The sequence below is a fragment of the Nocardia sp. NPDC049149 genome (assembly GCF_043197455.1).
Lineage (GTDB): Bacteria > Actinomycetota > Actinomycetes > Mycobacteriales > Mycobacteriaceae > Nocardia.
Genome location: NZ_JBICTD010000003.1, coordinates 658,271 through 677,365 on the forward strand (window position 1 = coordinate 658,271; position 19,095 = coordinate 677,365).

The 19,095-nt window shown below is 64.1% G+C and carries 16 protein-coding genes and 1 pseudogene; 5 read left to right on the top strand and 12 right to left on the bottom strand.

Going from position 1 to position 19,095, the window contains the following annotated elements; translation table 11 throughout:
• Nucleotides 1–166: 166 nt before the first annotated feature.
• Genes ACGFNJ_RS13915 through ACGFNJ_RS13925 form a run of 3 tightly spaced genes read left to right on the top strand, consistent with a single transcriptional unit; the run spans nt 167 to nt 1,807 of the window.
• Nucleotides 167–1,120 carry a TIGR03557 family F420-dependent LLM class oxidoreductase gene (locus ACGFNJ_RS13915; RefSeq protein ID WP_393447067.1) on the top strand — a complete coding sequence of 318 codons (954 nt, stop codon included), beginning with the start codon at nt 167–169 and terminating at the stop codon, nt 1,118–1,120.
• 10 nt (nt 1,121–1,130) lie between these two features.
• A complete protein-coding gene (locus ACGFNJ_RS13920; RefSeq protein WP_393447069.1) occupies nt 1,131–1,658 on the top strand; it encodes a CinA family protein in 528 nt (175 codons plus the stop codon).
• A gap of 20 nt (nt 1,659–1,678) precedes the next feature.
• A complete protein-coding gene (locus tag ACGFNJ_RS13925) occupies nt 1,679–1,807 on the top strand; it encodes a hypothetical protein (RefSeq protein WP_393447071.1) in 129 nt (42 codons plus the stop codon).
• Nucleotides 1,808–2,084: 277 nt separating this feature from the next.
• Here ACGFNJ_RS13925 and ACGFNJ_RS13930 read toward each other — a convergent pair whose 3' ends face one another.
• The 6 genes and pseudogenes from ACGFNJ_RS13930 to ACGFNJ_RS13955 all read right to left on the bottom strand — a co-directional run.
• Entirely contained in the window at nt 2,085–2,384 is a 300-nt protein-coding gene (locus ACGFNJ_RS13930) for an alpha/beta fold hydrolase (protein WP_393447073.1), read from the bottom strand.
• A gap of 45 nt (nt 2,385–2,429) precedes the next feature.
• The gene (locus ACGFNJ_RS13935; protein ID WP_393447075.1) at nt 2,430–3,884 is read right to left on the bottom strand and encodes an aminotransferase class I/II-fold pyridoxal phosphate-dependent enzyme; all 1,455 of its coding nucleotides are present in this window, start codon (nt 3,882–3,884) and stop codon (nt 2,430–2,432) included.
• 587 nt (nt 3,885–4,471) lie between these two features.
• The gene (locus tag ACGFNJ_RS13940) at nt 4,472–4,840 is read right to left on the bottom strand and encodes a Fic family protein (protein WP_393447077.1); all 369 of its coding nucleotides are present in this window, start codon (nt 4,838–4,840) and stop codon (nt 4,472–4,474) included.
• Nucleotides 4,841–5,053 carry a toxin-antitoxin system HicB family antitoxin gene (locus tag ACGFNJ_RS13945; protein WP_069159838.1) on the bottom strand — a complete coding sequence of 71 codons (213 nt, stop codon included), beginning with the start codon at nt 5,051–5,053 and terminating at the stop codon, nt 4,841–4,843.
• 36 nt (nt 5,054–5,089) lie between these two features.
• Nucleotides 5,090–5,800, bottom strand: coding sequence for a hypothetical protein (locus ACGFNJ_RS13950; protein WP_393447872.1), 711 nt, complete (start codon nt 5,798–5,800; stop codon nt 5,090–5,092).
• Between the two features lie 101 nt (nt 5,801–5,901).
• A pseudogene (locus tag ACGFNJ_RS13955) lies at nt 5,902–6,171 on the bottom strand (WGR domain-containing protein); the annotation flags it as partial.
• Nucleotides 6,172–6,742: 571 nt separating this feature from the next.
• On the opposite strand from ACGFNJ_RS13955, the gene ACGFNJ_RS13960 reads away from it, so the two are divergent.
• A complete protein-coding gene (locus tag ACGFNJ_RS13960; RefSeq protein WP_393447079.1) occupies nt 6,743–7,864 on the top strand; it encodes a S1 family peptidase in 1,122 nt (373 codons plus the stop codon).
• A gap of 14 nt (nt 7,865–7,878) precedes the next feature.
• On the opposite strand, the gene ACGFNJ_RS13965 is transcribed toward ACGFNJ_RS13960, so the two are convergent.
• Nucleotides 7,879–9,204, bottom strand: coding sequence for a hypothetical protein (locus ACGFNJ_RS13965; protein WP_393447081.1), 1,326 nt, complete (start codon nt 9,202–9,204; stop codon nt 7,879–7,881).
• A 308-nt stretch (nt 9,205–9,512) separates the two neighbouring features.
• Between ACGFNJ_RS13965 and ACGFNJ_RS13970 the strand changes: the two genes are divergently transcribed.
• A complete protein-coding gene (locus ACGFNJ_RS13970; protein ID WP_393447083.1) occupies nt 9,513–10,655 on the top strand; it encodes a S1 family peptidase in 1,143 nt (380 codons plus the stop codon).
• Between the two features lie 344 nt (nt 10,656–10,999).
• Here ACGFNJ_RS13970 and ACGFNJ_RS13975 read toward each other — a convergent pair whose 3' ends face one another.
• The 5 genes from ACGFNJ_RS13975 to ACGFNJ_RS13995 are packed head-to-tail and all read right to left on the bottom strand — an operon-like array spanning nt 11,000 to nt 19,092.
• Complete coding sequence (locus tag ACGFNJ_RS13975) at nt 11,000–12,811, bottom strand: hypothetical protein (protein ID WP_393447085.1); 1,812 nt, start codon at nt 12,809–12,811, stop codon at nt 11,000–11,002.
• Nucleotides 12,812–12,851: 40 nt separating this feature from the next.
• Nucleotides 12,852–13,463 carry a hypothetical protein gene (locus ACGFNJ_RS13980; RefSeq protein WP_393447087.1) on the bottom strand — a complete coding sequence of 204 codons (612 nt, stop codon included), beginning with the start codon at nt 13,461–13,463 and terminating at the stop codon, nt 12,852–12,854.
• Between the two features lie 3 nt (nt 13,464–13,466).
• Complete coding sequence (locus tag ACGFNJ_RS13985; protein WP_393447089.1) at nt 13,467–17,399, bottom strand: LamG-like jellyroll fold domain-containing protein; 3,933 nt, start codon at nt 17,397–17,399, stop codon at nt 13,467–13,469.
• Nucleotides 17,396–18,697 (bottom strand): baseplate J/gp47 family protein, encoded by a 1,302-nt coding sequence (locus tag ACGFNJ_RS13990; RefSeq protein WP_393447091.1) that lies wholly within the window; start codon nt 18,695–18,697, stop codon nt 17,396–17,398. Before ACGFNJ_RS13990 ends, ACGFNJ_RS13985 begins: the two co-directional genes overlap by 4 nt.
• The gene (locus tag ACGFNJ_RS13995) at nt 18,694–19,092 is read right to left on the bottom strand and encodes a hypothetical protein (protein ID WP_393447093.1); all 399 of its coding nucleotides are present in this window, start codon (nt 19,090–19,092) and stop codon (nt 18,694–18,696) included. Before ACGFNJ_RS13995 ends, ACGFNJ_RS13990 begins: the two co-directional genes overlap by 4 nt.
• Nucleotides 19,093–19,095: the final 3 nt, after the last annotated feature.

Here is a 19,095-nt window from a genome sequence, read left to right on the forward strand (position 1 = left end):
CGGTTGGCGGCATTTGGCAGGTTTCGTCTGGCCGACCTTGAGCTCCACCGGCTGACCTCGCCTTCAACCGGTGGGCCGGCGCATTACGCGCCAATGCCTCAGCAGCCCTAGCGCAAACATCCCTTCAGGTGCAAATACCACTCGGATTCGTGGGTAAGCCGCGGATATGACCAGCATCGGATACTTCCTCTCCAGCGAACAATTCGATCCGAAACAACTCATCGAACAGGCACAACGCGCCGAGCAAGCGGGTTTCGAGCGGCTGTGGATCTCCGACCACTTCCACCCGTGGAACGACGCGCAAGGCCAAAGCCCGTTCGTCTGGGGCGTGATCGGCGCACTGTCACAGGCCACCTCGCTGCCGGTCACGACCGCGGTGACCTGCCCGACGATGCGCATCCATCCCGCCATCATCGCCCAAGCCGCGGCCACCGCCGCCTGTCAGCTCGACGGCAAGTTCGTCCTCGGTGTCGGCAGCGGTGAAGCCTTGAACGAGCACATCTTCGGCGATGCGTGGCCTGCCCCCGCCATGCGCCTGGAGATGCTCGAAGAAGCCGTCGAAGTCATCCGGGAGCTGCACCGAGGCGAGGTCGTCAACCATCGCGGCAAGCACTACCGCGTCGAAGACGCACGGATCTACACCCTGCCCACCGAAGCGGTACCGATCTATGTCTCCGGCTTCGGGCCGCAGGCCACCAGGCTCGCCGCACGCATCGGCGACGGCTACTGCACAGTAATGCCCGACGCCGAGTTGGTGGCCACCTTCCGCGCGGCCGGAGGTGGCGATCGGCCGGTACAGGCCGGCACGAAGGTCTGCTGGGACCGTGACGAGCAGACCGCGCTCGACCTCGCGCACCGGCTCTGGGCTAACGAACTGCTGCCCGGCCAGTTGGCCCAGACCCTGCCCCGCCCACAGGATTTCGAAGACGCGATGACATTGGTGCCACGCGAATCCACCCGCGAGCACTTCGCCATCGGCGCCGACCCGCAACGCCACCAGCAGCAGGTGCGGCAGTTCATCGAGGCCGGGGTCGACGAAATCTATGTGCAGCAGATCGGTACCGACATCGACGGCTTCTTCTCGGCATGGGAAAAGCAGATCCTGCCGGAACTGCAGTGAAGGAGCGCCGATGACCACATCGACCAACGAGCTCGCCGAGCAGATCGCGACGGCCGCACAGCGCACCCGAACCACCATCGCCGTCGCCGAATCGTTGACCTCCGGCCAGATCGCCGCCGCATTAGGGGCAGCGCCCGACGCCGGCGCATGGTTTCACGGCGGTGTCGTGGCCTACTCCAGACACCTCAAACACCACGTTCTCGACGTACCCGACGGTCCGGTGATCTCGCGCCCCGCCGCCGAGACCATGGCCCACACCGTGCGATCGATGACCGATGCCACCCTCACCGTCGCCGTGACCGGCGTCGGCGGCCCCGACCCGCAAGACGGCGAACCTCCCGGCACGGTGTGGTTCGCCATCGCCGTCGACCACAACCCGGTGACAATGCACCGATACTTCCAAGGCGAGCCAAGCGAGATTCTCCAGCAAACCATCACCCAAGCCCTCGAACTACTACTCACCGCGATCAACAACCCCACCCAGCTGGTATCGCTGTCTGGTAGCGACGATATCGCGAACACTCGATTCACGCCCTGAAAGGCGGGTACGCCAACCCCATGGAGCTACTTGTCATCCTGGGTATCGCGGTGACCGTCGGCGCCGTGCTGCTGTACCGCAAACTATCGGGCAAACAAACCGATACGTCGTTGTCCACCGGCAACCCGTCCGGCAACGACGACGAATAATGCGCGATACCTACCCACCTCGAGCACCTCGGCCACTGACACGCGTGCCGGTAGGCGAGCACGTCGACCTTGTCGTTCCCGCGACAATCGCACGATTCAGAAGCCTGCACTTCGGCGGTATTGCGCGGCTCGGCAGGCTGGATTTCGATGAGCGATGTGGCTGCACGATTACGCGCGGCACTTCCGGGCGGCCGTTGTCGTACGACATCCCCAAATGCCGCCTGGCGCGCGGTTCGACGCGACCATGCGGCACTTCCGGAAGATCAACGGGCCGAGATCATCTCGACGACCTCAACGCACCATATTGCCGACGTGCGGTTGTTCCGCAGGGCCCGACCTTCGATCGGCAGGCAGTGGCCTCGATCATTTCACCGAAAGACAAGTCGCCGCAGCAGCGCGGTGGCGAGCGCTGGGGTACAGCAGGTTCGGGCCCCGCCGAGCGGCGGCAGCTGCGCAGGTCACCGCACAGCACGGTGAACCCCCGCTGGGCCAGCGTCGGCGCCACCCTGTGCCATGTCGCCGAGGTCCGCGGATGTCCATGCAGCAACAACACCGGCGGTCCAGAGCAGCCAACCATCGAGCGAAGCAGAGCCCGGCCAATCGAACACCTTGCGGCCAGCGGTCACTCGGCGACGACCCGGAGCGTGTTCAGCTCGGGATCGGCGGGGTCGGGCACGTTCATTCCCGCAGCGTGACCGGTAAGCAGGTATTCGATGACGGCCTCGTTGATTCGTTCACCGGGCACCAGCACGGGAATACCCGGTGGATAGGGCGTGACCTGTTCCGCGGCTATCCGCCCGGCAGCTTCCCTCAGCGATACAGCTTCGACAGGGCCGAAGAACGCATCGCGGGGCAGCATCACCGATTCCAGTTCCAGTTCGCTCGGCGCGGGAAGCCGAATGCCATGCGGTTGAGGATCTTTCAACTGATCTCGCCAGGCGGACAACGCTTCGACGAGTGCGCCGATAGTGGTGTCGTCGTCGGCGATAGACAGGGTCGCCAGGATTCGGCGGTGGTCGCTGAGGCCGACGTCGATATGGCGATGCGCCCGCAGCCAGTCAGCGGCCTCGTATCCTGTTGCGCCCGTGGCGGATACATCCATCAGCAGTTGCATCCGGTCGAGATCGTGGGACGCTTCCACACCGAGCAGTTCATCCTCCATCACCGCGATTCCCGGGATCCGAGCTACGTCTGAGCGTGCTCGCTCCGACAGTTTCAACGCCGCCGAGAGCAGCTCGTTTCCGTGCTGGACCATCTGCCTGCGCCACCCATCGATGGCTGCGTAGAGCAGCACATTGGGGCTGGTGGTCATGAGCAGATCGGCACAGGCGCTCAAACGGGAAAAGTCGACGAGGTCGCCTTGGGCGTGGAACACCGAGCCCTGTTCGAATCCGGCGCCCATCTTGTGCACGCTGACCACACACACGTCCGCACCGGCATCCATGGCCCACGTCGGCAGTTGATCATGGAACGGCAGATGCGCGCCCCAGGCCTCATCGACCACCAGCGGTTTGCCGCGTCGGTGGCATTCCTCGGCGATACCGGCGATGTCGGCGCAGGTGCCATAAGGACTAGGGCTGACGATCAGCGCGCCCGCCGCATCCGGGTGCCGTTCCCACGCCTGGCGCACTTGCTCGACCGATGGCGGGTGGGACATGTGCCGTTCGGAATCCCAGCGTGGGGTGATCCAGCGAGGCTGGACACCGGAAAAAATCAACCCCGCGACAATGGACTTATGGCTGTCACGTCCGACGAGTAATCCGTCGCTCCCGCCCGCCACCGCCATCATGGCGGCTTTTACCGACAGCGAACTGCCGCAAGTGGAGAAGAACGCCATTTCCGCGCCGACCGCGTCGGCCATCAGTTCTTCGGCATCGGTCAGATAGCGGCCGCGGGCCAACCGGTCATCGAGCCCACCCGAGGCGAGCACATCGGCGCGCAGCGCATCACCGAGCACCGCGTGCACGTGGGGGTCCGCGCCGCGACCTTGGCGGTGACCGGGCGGAGTGAACCCATAGCGGCCGAGCCGATGATAGTCGGCGAGCGCGTCCAAAATCGGTGTTGTCGAATGATCCACACTCCACGACTACCCACCCGCGCCGAGAGCACGCAACACCCGTGCACCGAGTCATCGCCCACGCGATCTGGGCACGCGCTGTGTCCAGAGCCTGCACGTCACAGGCAGTTACCGCCGGATCGACAACACACGCGCACGCCACCCTGCGTCGCCGACGACGGGGCGGTCGATCCGCCCGCGAACCTCCAGCCACCACACGTCCTGCCATCGCTTTTCACCGTCGCCGACGCTGGTCGGTATGACGAGCGATATCGAGGCGGCGGGCATGTGGGTCACCGCGGACGGGCACCAACCTCATCGATGTGATCGACGTCTCCAGACGGTTGAGGTCACCACGCAGGACGAAGTTCCTGCACGCTGTGCGGGTCGGGAACCTCGGCTTATACGACAGCCTCTGAAGCCAGCTGTAGGTTTGACGAAGCCAAGGACTGAGGGCTGATCTCGCTCACATGGACACTTTCACAGTGTCCTTTAACACCGAAAGTGTGTCCAAGTCCCTGATGGCGCACAACAAAGCCCAGCAGTCCACTGCCGGGCTTTTCTCATTTACTCTCCCTCGTCGACACGACACCGACTGCACCAGTCCGCTATTCGTTGCGGACAGGGCGTACGGCGAGCTGTTCGGCGATCCAGCTGACATCGGTGCGTTGCGTGGCGACGGTCTCGATGAGTTCGACCACCGCGCCCATCACAACACCGGGAACCAGCCCGTAGCAGCTGAGCAGCAGTCGCACCGCCACCCAGGCGGTCTGCTTATTGCCTTCGGTGAACGGCTGGTCGCGAATGACGGATTGGAAAACGGCGGCAGCTTTGAGTTCCGGTGTGGGATAGGCCGCTTCGCCGAGCACGACTGCGTCGGCACGGGTAGCGGCAGCGGCAACGAGCCCGAGATCACGGACACGACCTCGGCCTTCAGTGACGCGCAGATTGCATTTGATGAGCGCTTCGGGCCGCACCTATTCCATGTCCCTGATCATCGCAAGCAGTGCGGCGTCTTCGGTCATGACTCGATCAAGGATGGCGTCTTCGCGCCGCGACAGCGCACGCGCAGCCACCCAATCGCGCAGCGCGTTGCAGATGGCGGTATTGAGCGAGAGGTGAGCAGCGGCGGCTTCGACGGTGACTTGCTCGTGCAAGTCGTCGGGTAGCCGAAGGTTGAGATTCGACATAGCACCAATCTAGCACCACTACACTCGGCAGAGCCCTTAATAGCCTTCCAACAGGAACGAATCGATCTCACCACCGGTCGACGAAGTTACATCCGCGGGTCTGAGCACACGGATCGCCCCTCGATAGTTTCGGATCTCCAACTGACTGTCGGGCGTTGACTCAGCTAGGAGCCTGACGCTTCGATCGAGCATAGAGCGCCGGTAGACCCTGAACTTCTTCTCTCGTAACAACTTTCCCCGGCCGAGCTCAGCGAAGCCGACGTCGCTGTGGAGGTCGAATCGCAGATCAATCACCGGAAACGGCTCGCGATCCCACGTGGTTGACGGCATCGAGTCTCGCCCGTGCAGTCGAACCGCGACGAAGGCTTCAGTGTCGCCGTCGCCGATCTCGCAGTCGAGAATCGGCATGACTTGGCCAACCCGACCGTCGTAGCGGCTGTAGAACAACGACGGAGCACACATCAGCACGTGATCGAATCGGCCGATTGGCGTCTGCAAACGCAGCTTGTGGTGAGACCGACCGTCGAAGGCCAAGGCAACTCGTGGGCGGACGAATCCAAGAAAGTCCGAGACCAACTGGTAATCATGGCCGGGCTTGTTGACCACGAATTGGACAGCGCGGCGCTTATCGTCGCTGAGCACCAGGTATTCGTAGAAGGAACGCGATTCGTCACCGTAGTCGTGATGCTTCGCATAGGCACCCTCATGCCGTCGACAGACTCGTACCCAGTCCAGTAGAAATCCCATGCACCTGGATACCGCCGCTCCTCGTGTACCCGCATCACATCTAGAAGTGGGGCCGCGTCCCAGACATCGACGACATCTGTAACCCTGTGTTGTTCGACCTCGACATACCCCTGGCGGCGCTTCTCCTTGGCCTTGTACTCGAAATGACGCACCGCGTGAGCCTCGTCATCGAGTATCATGGTCGACCCCTGAATCTTGCCACCGACCCGACCCCAAGCCATGTAGCAGCGAACGCCTTCACGCCGGATCTGCCAGAACCTCGCTGAACCGTGGTTGTCCTTCTCAAAGTATCGAGTCTCAGACATCGATCCGCCTTTCCCCGCCAAGCATGCTCCCCTAGCGTCGTCAAGCTTTGTCGAGACACGGCCCATTGGTATCTAGGGCACGCAACTCCGCTTCGGGCGTCGCCTAACCTACCCCGTCCAAAGACGTTCCCATTCATGGGATCCCGGCATTCGAGTGCCGTGCATGATCTCGACACCAGCTGCAACGTCGAAGACCGGCAGTACCGGCCCTCGCTGGCCGTCCCTGCCGTCGATAGCAATGATCACCAAATCGGTCGTCAGCGGTGCCGTGAGCTGACCAGCGACCTCAAATGAAACCGGCGAGCCGAATCCGATCGCAGCGATTCCGCACCGCAGGCCCGGGCCGGTGGATCGCCGCAGGCGTCATTTTTGGTGCTCTATAACAGGGGGTTCGGGGTTCGAGTCCCTGATGGCCTCGGTGTCCCGTTGGAAGTTGGGGGTGAACGGCGTGTCTTCGGCGGCGGCTCATGGCGGAGATGGTCGAATCGTTGTGCTGCCGACTCCGCTGGACCTGGTCGCCTGTCTCGGAGCGGCGAGCGTCTGTGCTGATGACGGAACTGTTTTCGACATGATGCGTCGATGCGGCGCGCCCAATCGGACAAGGTGGTCGAGTTCATTGCCGGGTAGGTCAGTGCCAGTGGGTCTGCTTGCTATCGCTACGTTCCTCGGAATCGGTTGTGCGCCTGTCCATGCCGTTCCGGACGGGCAAGCACTGCCTGCGGCGCTGGCCGCGGCGATTGCTCGAGATCTCGGGCTGACGCCTGCACAGTTCCTCGACCGTGCCGAGCGCGCTCAGCAGTTGAGCCACTTCGCCAGCAGTGCGCGCGACCATTACCCGGCGGCTTTCGCCGATGCCTGGCTCGACGACTCCGGCCGACCCATGGTGGCCGTTCGCGCGGGTGCGCAGGAAACCGGGCTGCGTGACGCGGCCGGCGCCGCCGGATTCACCATCACCACTGACGCCCGACCGGCGAAAAACGGTCGACCACAGGCTGTTTCCGACGGGTTCGACATGGCGTCGCGGTCTCCCGCCGCCGTCGGCGATCGACTGATCATGGGCGGGGACCGCTACATCATCCGCAACACGGCGCGGATCGAATTCTGCTCGATGGGTTTCAACGCGACGGATGCGCAAGGCAACGCCGTCAACATCACCGCAGGACACTGCGATATCAACGGTCCAGCCGAAGGGGCAGCCGAAGAGTCGACACTGTCGATGCACATGCACAGCACCACAGACCAGCCGTTGGGGGGCGCCACCGACCAGCCGCTCGCCGAAACACTGCTCGACATGCTGACCCGTCGCCCGACCGAAAAGGTGGCGGTCTTCACCAAATCGGTCAACACCGGCCACGACTACGCGATCGCCCGCGCACTCCCTTCCGCCACACAGCGATTCGACAACAATCTCGTCCGCGGCCCCCGCTTCACGACCGTCGCGATCGACGGCGTCGCCGACCCGATCGTCGGAGCACCGGTCTGCAAATCCGGCGCCACCACCGGATTCACCTGCGGCACAATCTCCGCCGTCGACCAGACCATCGACGTCGAAGGAGTCCAGAACCACGACCAGTTCACCACAACCATCTTCGGCATCCCCGGGGACAGCGGCGGCCCGATCTTCAGCGGCACCAAAGCCATTGGAGTCCTGACCGGCGCCTCCATTGCCACCTCCCCGTTAGAACCGTTCTTCACTTACGGCCTGCCGGTCCGCACGATCCTCGACGAGAACCCCGGCCTGCACATCCGAACCCGATAGCGATCGCCCGAGGGCTACGCCCCGTCGGCCTTCTCGGCGATGTCCTCCATGACCTTTTGGAACTCCGGCGATACGTAGAGTTCGAGGGCTTCGAGGGATTGGATGACGGCGGCGGCGAGGTCGATTGCTCCGTCGTGCCACCAGTAGACCGATGAGCTCACCGGCGAGGGGCGTTCGGCGTGCGCCGTCACCGCCAGCTTTGCCAGCGTGCCGACGGTGACGTAGGCATCCGCACCGTTGAGCGGGTGAATGTAGACGGAGCCTTCGCAGGGCACGATGAAGGCCGAACCCCATTGTCCGGCAACGGGATATGCGTCCAGCCAGCGGACGTGCGCGCTGGCATAGTCGGGCAGGTACAGTCCGACGATGTTTTCCTCGGAGTCGTTCGCCAGATCGGTGACCTCGACGAGTCCGTCGCCGCGGGTGTTGGCTTCCGCGAGCTCGAACAACGCCGATTCCGCTATCGGCCAGTGGGACAGCTGGTCATAGGTGACCGGGATGATCGTGTTGACCTGATCGAGCACCACCCGCTGGACCAGGCCAGGTGCGAGAGTTCGGGACACGATCGGGTAGCCGGCGTCCTGCATGTTCTCCGGGTACATCCGCGTCCGGATCAACGACCGCATCCGGTCGAAGTCGTCGAACTCGAGCGGTGCTTCCGCCTCGAGGTCGATCCCGGCCAGCAGGGTGCTCAGATGATCCGTGATCATGGCAGGCCATTGATCCGGTGGCTCCTGATCCACGGTGCGGCGCAGGTTCGCCAGGTTCAACACCCAGTCGGTTTTGCCGTTGCCAGCGAGCTCCAGCTGGTCGTCGGCGGTGAAAGTGCAGGTGTAGCCGTGGTTTTGGACTATTTCGACAACCAGTGCGGTCAACCGATCCGAGGCGTCACTGGTGCGGTGTGCAGACTTCGCCGCGTCGATGTCGGACCGGAGCCGCACGAATTGCTGGCCGTCCCGGATCTGAACCGCCTCGATGACGCGCTGCAGCGGCGCCAGCGGCGGAAGACCTTCGATACCGAATGCGACACAAGGCATTCCGGCGAGCTTCCCCGTGCCCCATACCCAGCCGCCACTGCCTGCCCGCCGCAGCGTCTCGCCCAGATACCCCATGGCAGCCTTGACGAAAGGCAAAGCAGCGCGATCCATCATGCTGTTCTGGTCGGGTAGCTGCGCGAGGATCAGTTCTTCCAACGCTCCCAGCGAGGCGAGCGAGTAGTCGCCGTCGAAACCGGGCGCACGGGTGGCGAATACCTCCGATACCACGAAGGGAAATTGCTGCCGCCAGACCTCGATTCGTTGTTCGTCGGTCTCGGCAGGTCCGTCGATCCAGAAGCTCACATCATCACCCCGATACACAAGGCGCGAAATCGCACGCGCCGCACCGCTGTTTCTACCGCCTCACCCCGAGCCGGACAACCGACTCGGCGGGCGATGTCGACTCGGTGACCGACCGGCGTGTCATCGGCGGCGACGAATGGTGGAGATGGTCGAATCGGTTCAGCTGCCGGTTCCGCAGGCCTGGAGCGCCTGGTCCTGGAGTCGGTCGGCGAGCATCTGTGCTGATGAGGGGACTGTATTCGACAAGCTGCGTCGATACGGCGCGCCCAATCCGGACAAGGTGGTCGAGGTCATTGTCGGCTAGGTCAATGCCAATAAGCCTGTTTGCTGTCGCCACGTTCCTCGGCATCGGTGGTGCGCCTGCCCAGGCTGTCCCGGACAGCGCGGAGCTGTCGCCTGCGCTGGCCGCAGCCATTGTCCGGGATCTCGGGATCAGTCCCGCGCAGTTTCTCGATCGTGCGGATCGCGCTCAGCAGTTGAGCGCCTTCGCCAACAATGCACGCGACCATTTTCCGGCGGCCTTCGCCGACGTCTGGCTCGACGACTCCGGCAGGCCGGTCGTGGCAGTTCGGCCCGGTGCGCAGGAAACCGGGCTGCGTGACGCTGCCAGGGCTGCCGGATTCATCGCTACCATCACGACCGACACCCGTCCAGCGAAACAGACACGGCCACAGTCTATTTCCGACACGTTCGGGGTGCCTTCTCGATCGCCTGTCGCCGTCGGCGATCGACCGATCATGGGCGGGGACCGCTACATCGTCCGCAAAAGGTCGATGTTCGAGTTCTGCTCGATGGGTTTCAACGCGACCGACGCACAAGGCAACGCTGTCAACATCACGGCTGGGCACTGTGAAATCAACGGGCCTGCCGAAGCATCGGCGGCAGAGTCGACGTTGTTGATGCACGTGCACGCCGGCGCGGACCAGCCCGCGTATCCCTTCGAAGGTTCGACCGACCAGCCGCTCGCCGAGACGCTGCTCGACACACTGACCCAGCGGCCGATCGAAAACGTCGCGGTCCTCGCGAAACCGGTTGATACCAGCCACGATTACGCAATCGTCCGCCCAGCCCACACCGTCACGCACCGATTCGAGAACAACCTCATCGGTGTAGCAGGCGCCGCTGCTGTCTCCATCGACGGCATCGCCGACCCGATCATCGGAGCACCGGTCTGCAAATCCGGCGCCACCACCGGATTCACCTGCGGCACAATCTCCGCCGCCGACCAGAAAATGGACGTCGAGGTAATCCAGAACCACAACCTCTTCGCCACCACACTTTTCGGACTCCCCGGCGACAGCGGCGGACCGATCTTCAGCGGCACCAAAGCCGTCGGAGTACTGACGGGCGCCTCGATAGCCACCTCTCCGTCCGAATCGTCGCTCGTCTACGGCCTACCGGTCCGCATCGTCCTCGACGAGAACCCCGGCCTGCGCATCCGAACGCAGTAGGCGTCGGCATTATCAGCTGGCTCCGAAATCCGTTGTGCCGAGGATGAATCCGCCGATATCGATCCCTCCAGAGCTTTCATTCGTGTCGTACCCGCGCGCGTAGATGACGTACGCTCCTGCAAGCTGGCGAGGTCCGCCTCCAGCGCCTTGAACCGCCGATTGAATCCGTTGTCGCCTCCGGCCATGACTCGGTCTTGTCTGTCGACCCAGGGACGGTGTTTGAAGGTCGGCTTGAATTCGATGTTGAACGGCATCAGTAAGTCCTTTCGGGTGATGCGGGCGAGGTTGACCACGCTGTCGGAAGCTGGGGGTGCATCTTCACCGCACAGGGCGGCTCCACGGTCTCAGCGTTGGAGTTCGGCTAGTTGTCGTTGGGCGTTGGCCAGCCTCGGTCCGTAGGTCAGGTGGTCGGTGCGATCGAGCGCGGTGTAGATGTCGACGGCCTGCTGCGCCAACGGGATCGCCCTGGCCTTCTGCCCGGTCCCGACCAAGAAAGGAACTGCGGGCCAGCTGATCCAGTCGGCCAGCACCGGGCGGTAGGACGGGAAAGTCGCCGCGAGCAAGCGGAGACTCTCTACGGCGTCCGCGGCCAAGGCCGCGGCCTTCTGCTGGAGTTGCTGCTTGTTCCAGAGTGCCTGCGCCACCACGATCTGCGACCACGAGATGCGGTAGACGAGCTCGCTGTCGCCGGGTGCCTCCGCGGCGAGTCGGCGATAGAGCGCGACCATTTCGTCGCCGAGTGCTTCGGCTTTGTCGAATCGACCGACGCTCGCCAGGAACGAGACGCCAGGCCAGGTCCCGGTTTCGGCCAAGAAGCTCCGGTACGAGGGTGCGCGCACCACAAGCTGCCGTAACCGGTCGGCGCTGTCGGCCACGAGATCGGCGCACTTCTCGTGCAACTCCTGTTTGCCCCACAAAAACTGCGCGACACAGGTTTCCGACCACGCCACGCGGAACGCGAGTTCGTCGTCCGTCGGGGTCTCTGCGGCGAGTTGGCGATACAGCGAGATGGCTTCGTCGCCGACCGCTTCCGCCTCCTCATATCTGCCGACCTCCCCGAGAAACGCGGTGGTTGGCCAGGTATCCCAGGCGGCGAGCTGACGGCGGTAGGACGGTGTTCGCGCGGCGACAACGCGCAGATCCGCCCTACTGCGCACAGCCAGGTCAGCGGATTTGGCACGGAGCCCAGGACTGGCCCAGAGATGTTGCGCAACCACGATTTCCGACCAAGACAACAAGTAGGCCAGCTCATCGTCGGCAGGTTGCTCGGCGACGAGCCGTCGAAACATCGAAATACCCTCGCTACCAATAGATTCCGCCCGGTCGAAATGACTCAGCGTGGCGAGGAATGCCGAGACGGGCCACACTGCCCACTCGGCGAACGCGCGACGGTAGGACGGCGTCCGCGCGGCCAGGCACCGAACGTTGTCGAGACCCTCGATGAGGTAAGCGATCGCCTTCGCGCGCAGTTCCGGTTTGCCCCAGAGCCGCTGAGCGATGACGACTTGCCCCCATGAGACCCGATAGGTCGTGGCAGCGTCGCCGGGACTCTCCGAGGCGAGGGTTCGGTAGATCGTGACCGCCTCGGCCCCAACGGATTCCACCTCATCGAACCTGCCGAGTTCGGCGAGGAAGAACGCGCCGGGGTCCAGGCACGCGTCCGCAAGCTGTCTGCGGTACGACGGGCTCCACGCGGCCAGGATGCGCAGATCGGCGAGTGCGGCGAGATAGAGTTCGGCGGCCTTCGGGCGCAGCGCGGGTTTGATCCAGAAGACATTCGCGATAGCCCTTTCCACCCAGGAGATCCCGAAGGCCAGGTCATCGTCGTTCGGCTGTTCCGCCACGAGTTGCCGAAACAACGCAACGGATTCCGCGGCGACTGCCTGCGCCTGGTCCAGGCGATCGGCGTTCACCAGGTAGTTCACCACCGGAGTCGCGCACCACTCCGCGAGTTGCCGCCGGTACGAACGATTTTCGGTGCTGAGCTGACGGACGATGCCGATCGCTTCGACTGCGCGATCGGCCGCCTCGCCCCTGGCCGGATTCGGCAGCGCGGCCAGCCGCGCCGCCTCCTCGAACAGCGCCCTGGCCCGCGCCATCCGCTCCTCAGGTGTTTGCCCTCTGGTACTTGCCGAGACTGGCGAGTCGGAAGTCATGGATCTTACTTTCTGACGAGGTGGCGGGCCGCTGCGGCCATCAGCTGTCGGCAATGGTCACCCGCAGCCCTGAGACTTGAACGATCTCGCCAGTCGCGGAGCGGTTCCCCTCAGCGAGAACGACATAGGTCGAGTTGGGGTCGATCTGGACACGGTTGATCGGCGCGTTGACAGTGATCACATCATCGGACGCGGCACCGTTGATATAGAGCTGGGCGAGCTTATCCGGCAAGGTCTTGGTGGGATCAACGCGGAAGAATTCGAAGCGCACAAATCCTGTGCCCTTGAAGCGGCCAACAGCCGTGAGCGAGGTAATAAATCCGGCGGTGGGCATCGGTATGTTGACAATGCCTTTCGACTGGGTCTCAGGGAATGGGATGTGCGAAGATCCGTCCACGCCGATCCACCATTGCTTCTCGTTGCCGGTCGGGCGGAGTATCGGACTCACCGACACTTGACTCGGCACGGGGGTGGCCACCTTGTTCAGTGCGGCACTGACATCCCTGAACCGCTCACGGAGGGTATCGAGGTCTGCCTCCAATGCCTTGAATCGCACATTGAATCCGTCTGGACCATCGGCTTTCACCCGATCCTTCCGGTCCTTCCACGGCCGATGCTCGAAGGTGCGTTTGAATTCGATGTTGAACGCCATCGGTCAGTCCTTCTTGGTCAGCCGCGCGAGGTGACGTCCACGCAGGCGGTAAGTCGGGTAGGTGTAGTAGGGGTAGAGCTCGGCTTGGTCGGGTTTGAGGTCGGGGACGCGGCTCCGGATGTCGGCGACCTCGAATTCCACGCCGATGGGATGTAATTCGTTGAGCACGTTCATGATCAGCTCGTACTGGGTGCGCCCGACGATGACCGTCGGGTCGGCGAGCAGCTGTGGGTCCAGGCTGACGTGCACCGTGTAGGGCCCGTTGCCGTCGACGCGGGAACGAACCTGAATGTCGACGGCGCCTGCCTTTTCCGCGGTGAGGACCGTGAGATCACCACCGTTGCCGTCGAGGTGGGCAGTGGCACTGTCGGCCGCATGCAGTGACCAGTCCCGGCGACCGTCACTCGGCGACAACAGCGGCCACAGCGACGTGACCGTGTGCTTGGCGTTGGAAACGACGGCAACGGCATCGGATTGGTCGCGCTCCACTCGGCCGCGCAGCGCCACCAAGACCTCCTGTCCCGAGGGGATCGACAGGGAGACCGGTATTCCGGGCACGGTCGTGGCGTTGACCAACTCACCAAGGATGGTCCTGCGCTCGATTCGCCGAGTGGCACCGCCCGCCAGGTACAACGCGCCGATCTTCTCGTCCAAGGCGATTCGGGTCGGCGACGCGTCGGTGTCCTTGGAGTTGCGGATCATGGTGCCGTTGGCCGAATCGACGATCGTCAGCTGGGTTCCGCCTGCCATGTAGACATTCGAGCTGCCCGCGGCCAGCGCCGTCGGCGGGAAGTCCAGCGCCACCGTTGTCCGCCAGGTCTCTCTCTCCAGATCGAGGCAACGCAGCATGCGATCCGCGCACGCCACCCAGACGAGGTTGCCGGATGGGTTGACCGCCAACAGCTTTCCGATATTCGATGCCGGAATCTGTATCTGCTTGTCGATGGCGAGCAGACCGTTGGTCGCGATGGTGAACACCTTGGTCGGCATCAACACCACGACGCGCGGCTGGTTCGGGTGGCTGGCGATCGCCACCGGCGCCTCCGGCAACAGCACCGAACTCGTGACCGTCGCTCCGGTGGACACCGTAATCGCGGTGATCGTCCGGTTGGTCTCGCTGGCCGTGAACACCGTTTGGCCGTCGGCACTTACGGCAATCCCGACCGGATTCGGCCCCACCGACACGGTGGCGCGCAGGGCACCCGTGTATTGATTGAGCAGCGAAACGGTCGAAGTGCCCTGGTTCACCACGCAGATGGTGTCGCGGGCCAGCACCGCATCGACCGGGTTGTCGAACCGAGGAAGTCCGATCGACGCCGTGGCGCCGACTGTCACTTCCGCCGGTCCGCTGACCGCCATATGCGCCCCGGCCCGCTGTGCCACTCGCACCACCGTGCCGGTGTTCTGGACGTAGTCGAAGCCCGCGCAATGTGCCGCTGCAGCAAGCCTTTCCACGGTCAGCTTGCTACCCGCAGCGGGCGCGAGCGACAGCGCTCTGCCGATACCGTCCAGGCCTGTGCCACCCTCGCTCCAGCCCGACACCAGCCGGACCGTCGCCGAGTCCCGCCCGTACCGGAAGAGCGCACTCAGCAATCGCCCGAAACAGACGGCCGTGTTTGCCTGCATCCGATTCGATCCCGGCACCGCGACCTGCAACATCGGATCACTCACGGTGACCAGGTCTTCCGGCGAGTAGGCACTGTCCGCCGTGGTGCCCGCGATGGATTCGGCGACGCCGTAGGTACCGTCCGCCGCGATCGTCTGTCCCGCTGGCACATCCAACGGTCCGATGGTGAATCTGCGGGTAGCCGAGAAGGTTTTCTCGCCGAGACGAGCCTCGAGTTTCACGGTGACCGCGCCAGGCTGCGATCCCTTCAAAACGACAGTGGTGGGATCAGCAGGGTCACTGATCAGCTCCGCCCGCCCCGGGCCTGCCTGCAACACCGACCAGCGCAACAGGCTGTCTTTCGGTGGCACCGGCGCGAGCCCCAGCGGCACCTGCTGGATCTCGGAGAGATCCTTTCCGTACCACTCCCCTTGCGGCCCAACGATTTCTATGGTCGACCGGTCTGCGATTGATGCGTAGACACCGACATTGGCAACATGCCACACCCAGGAGAATCCCGCTCGATGCGCCAGTGCGGCCAACCGGTCCGCCGCTATTTGCCGATGGGTGATCAGCACCGCGCGGCCGACCGCGCGAAGTTTCTCCGCCTTCGGGTCATACATCGCAATATTCAGCCGGGCATCGTCGAAACCCGGTTCCTGTCCGACGAGTTCGATCAGCCTGTCGAGGTATCGCACCATCGATTGCCGGATCCGCCGTTCGCCGCCGACCGCGTCGACCGACGCGTTGTCATAGCTGACCAGCAACCGCGGGTCGAACTGGTCGTCGGCGCGCGTGCCGCAGATCTGCTCCTCGGTGGTGTTGCTTCGGCCTCGCGCATCAATGGTGCGGTCGACCGGCAGTGTGGCAGGCCGGATCGTCAGCGTGTGCGCGCCGACCGGGGTGCGCACGAAGGCATCCGAGAGCGTGATCGGATGGCCAATGCCCCCGATCTCACCGACGATGGAGTTCACCGCTTCGGCGATGTTGGCGGGTGTCGGCAGATTCCAGCTCCGGAACAGCGTGAGCCGCTTGCGATACGACTCGTCGTCCTCGCCGAGCACCGGGGCGAACGACGACTGCGCGTTGCGTGTGATCCGAACCTCGTCGAGACTTCCGTAGAATCCGACGCGACCGTCGCCTGCCGGGCCGGTAGATCCGATACGCAGTGGCGAAGTACTGGTCAGCGCACCGAGATCGGCGGCGGTGCTTGCGACAAGCGCGCCGTCGACATAGAGCCGAGCCCGCTTGCGAGAGCGATCGAATACGGCGGCAACATGCTGGTATCGGTCAGTGTTCAGCGATACACCCGCGTCCACCGTGACCGTCTTCGAGCCGTCGGACAGCAGCAGCCGGATATCGCGATCGCGTCCGCGGAAGTTCCCGATCGACAGCGACCATCCAGGCCCGGCGGGGTCAGTGATCTTGGACAGCACCGCGCCGGTCCACGGGCCGGGTGCGGGCCGGACGAAGCATTCCGCGGTGAAATTCGCGGAAAAGACAACGGGCAGCGCGAAAGCCGGGTCATCGTCGACGAGGATCTCGGACTGGCCGTCGGTGAATCCCATACCGGACCCGAAGCGCCCATCGACGCCAGGCTTGCAGTTGGTCCTGGTGCCCGAGTGACCCTTGCCCGCGTATGCCTTCGTCGCATCCGCGACGGTCGTGGTGGTCGGGTCGTCATCAAGGTGATAGAGCGCGATGGTGTCCGACGTGTATCCGTAAGGCAGCGGCGGAAAGCGCGGGATGTCGAGATCTGAACCGATCAGGTCCAACGACAGGCCGACCGCCTCGGCGACGGACTTCTGCCGTCGCGCCTGTTGCAGATGAGCTCCGAGCGTGTCTCGCTCACCCCCGAGCACCCAGAGCAGCGCGGCAAGGTCGCCGAGCAGTGCCGTGAATCGGAAGGTGTCCCGCACCGCGGGCAGCTTTTCCCCCTGGGGCGCACGGAGGGCGACGCGCGCCAGCACCGCAGTTGCCGCGTCGGCGCCGAGCGGCACCAGCACCGAGGTACCCGCAAGGGTGCCTGCCGGGAAGAAGCACCTGACGGGAGCTTGCTCGCGGCTGCCCGGCACGGTGTAGTACACGGTCATCGTGATATCGGTCTCGATGTCCTGTAGCACCCTGACGATGTAGCGCGGGCGCGGTTCGGTGCCGAAACGCGCACGGTGCTCGGCGAAGTCGTAGTCGGCGAAGTAATCGGAGGTACCCGGTTCGCCGCCAACGTATTCCAGGTCGATGCGATCGGCGCCCGCCGCGAACGGCTGGGTGAGCGTGCCCGCCATTCGATCGACGGCAGCCGGATACGGCGGCAGTGGAAGATCTTTCATCGATCGACCACCTGGATATCGATCAGGCGGCTGTTCTGTCGGAACTGCCCGATCTCCGTGGGGCCGAGCACCAGGTTCTCCCCGAACCCGATCTCGATCGGTGCGGCGGAGGTCGCCGCGTCGGTCGCGTCCGCCGGGTACCGGCGTAGTCGCAGGTCGCGGACGTCCACCACGCTGGTCTGTTCGACCAAGAGCCGCATGACTTGGGAGAAGACCACGTCGCTGCCGAGCCGCAGAGTGTCGAGGCTGTTGGACAACCGATCGAGAGCCGCCGCCCGCACCGAGTTCGGGTCCTGCCCGCGCTCGACGACGAGGGTGGCGCGCACACCGACGTCGACGTGGTTGGCCCTGATGATGTTCGGGTAGATGCCGATCGGGCGAACCCGATCTACCTGAGCCTTCACCTGCTCGTAGATGCCGGTGACCGTGCCGGTGGTCCGCCACGGCCTGGCCAGTTCGTGCGCGACGACCACATCGAAGAAATACGGTTCGCCGAAACGACGGTCGGCGCTGAACGAGCGATCGCCGAAATTGAAGGTGTCGTAAAAGCTTTGGGTGGTGTCGACGCCGCCGAGCGGATCCGACAGCAGCACGTCCGTCACCCCGCGGACCCGAAGCACGGCAGCGCGGGCGCTTTGCAGCGTCCACATGTCCCGGGGGAAGCCGAGTTGCCTTGCGCGGTACGAGTTGTCGTCCTCCTGCCGTCCACCGCCGGTGATCGCGTCCCGGTTGGTCGCGGTGACGGTGACGGACGTTGCGAATCCCAGTTCGGTGTGCAGGTATTCCGGGTCGACCTGAGCGAGACGGTCCGGTCCGATCTCGGAGTCGACTCCGGGGCGGAAGGCACGCACGCGCACGGTCGCCGTCGGCGCCTCGAAGGTGAGTTTCACCGGAGCGGTCGTGAAGAAGGCTGTCGTGTACGGTGCGGCGTACTTGTCCAGCACCACCGTGCCCTCCGGCAGGAGATACGGAACGCCCGGCACAGCGCAGACGATTTTCAGCTCCGCGTCGCCCTCAGCGAACAGGTAATTCCTTGGTAGGCCGATATCTTCGCCCAACATGTTGAGCGCTTGACCTGATGCGGTGGAAGCGAATTGGCTGTAGTAGACATCCTCCAGCCGCTGCCAGAGCATGGCGTCCTCGTCGGCAGTGGCCTGGAGAAGTTTGGTGAGCACGCTGGTGCCCGCGAGGTCGATGTCGGGGCCGAATGCGTCAAGTGCCCGCTGCTGCGCGGACTTCAGGATTTCGGTGAAACCCTTGAGGACGAATCCGTCCTTGGTGACGCCGTATTGAGTCATGAGGGAGCTCCTACGGTGGTGGTCAGCACCGCGGGGGTGCCGTCGCTGGTCGTGATGGACACGTCGACCTGCCAGGCCCGGTGACGCGGGTCGGTGCCCGAGTCGACGATCTCGATGTCGCGGATGTCCTGGACTCGCGGGTCGGTGCCGATGGTGCGGACGAGGTTGAGGCGCACTAGATCTCGCATTTCCTGCGCGGAGACCGGCGCGGTGAAGACGGCGCCGTAGTCGAAGCCGTAGCGTGTGTCGTAACGGTCCGTGCCAAGCGGGGTCAGCACGCGGATCTGTAGTGCCTGTGCGAGATTGGGCAGTCCGGTGACGAGTTCGATCTGACCTTTGGTCAGCACGATATCGCCGCGCTCCAGCCGAATTCCCTTGACGTTTGCCGATGGCATGAA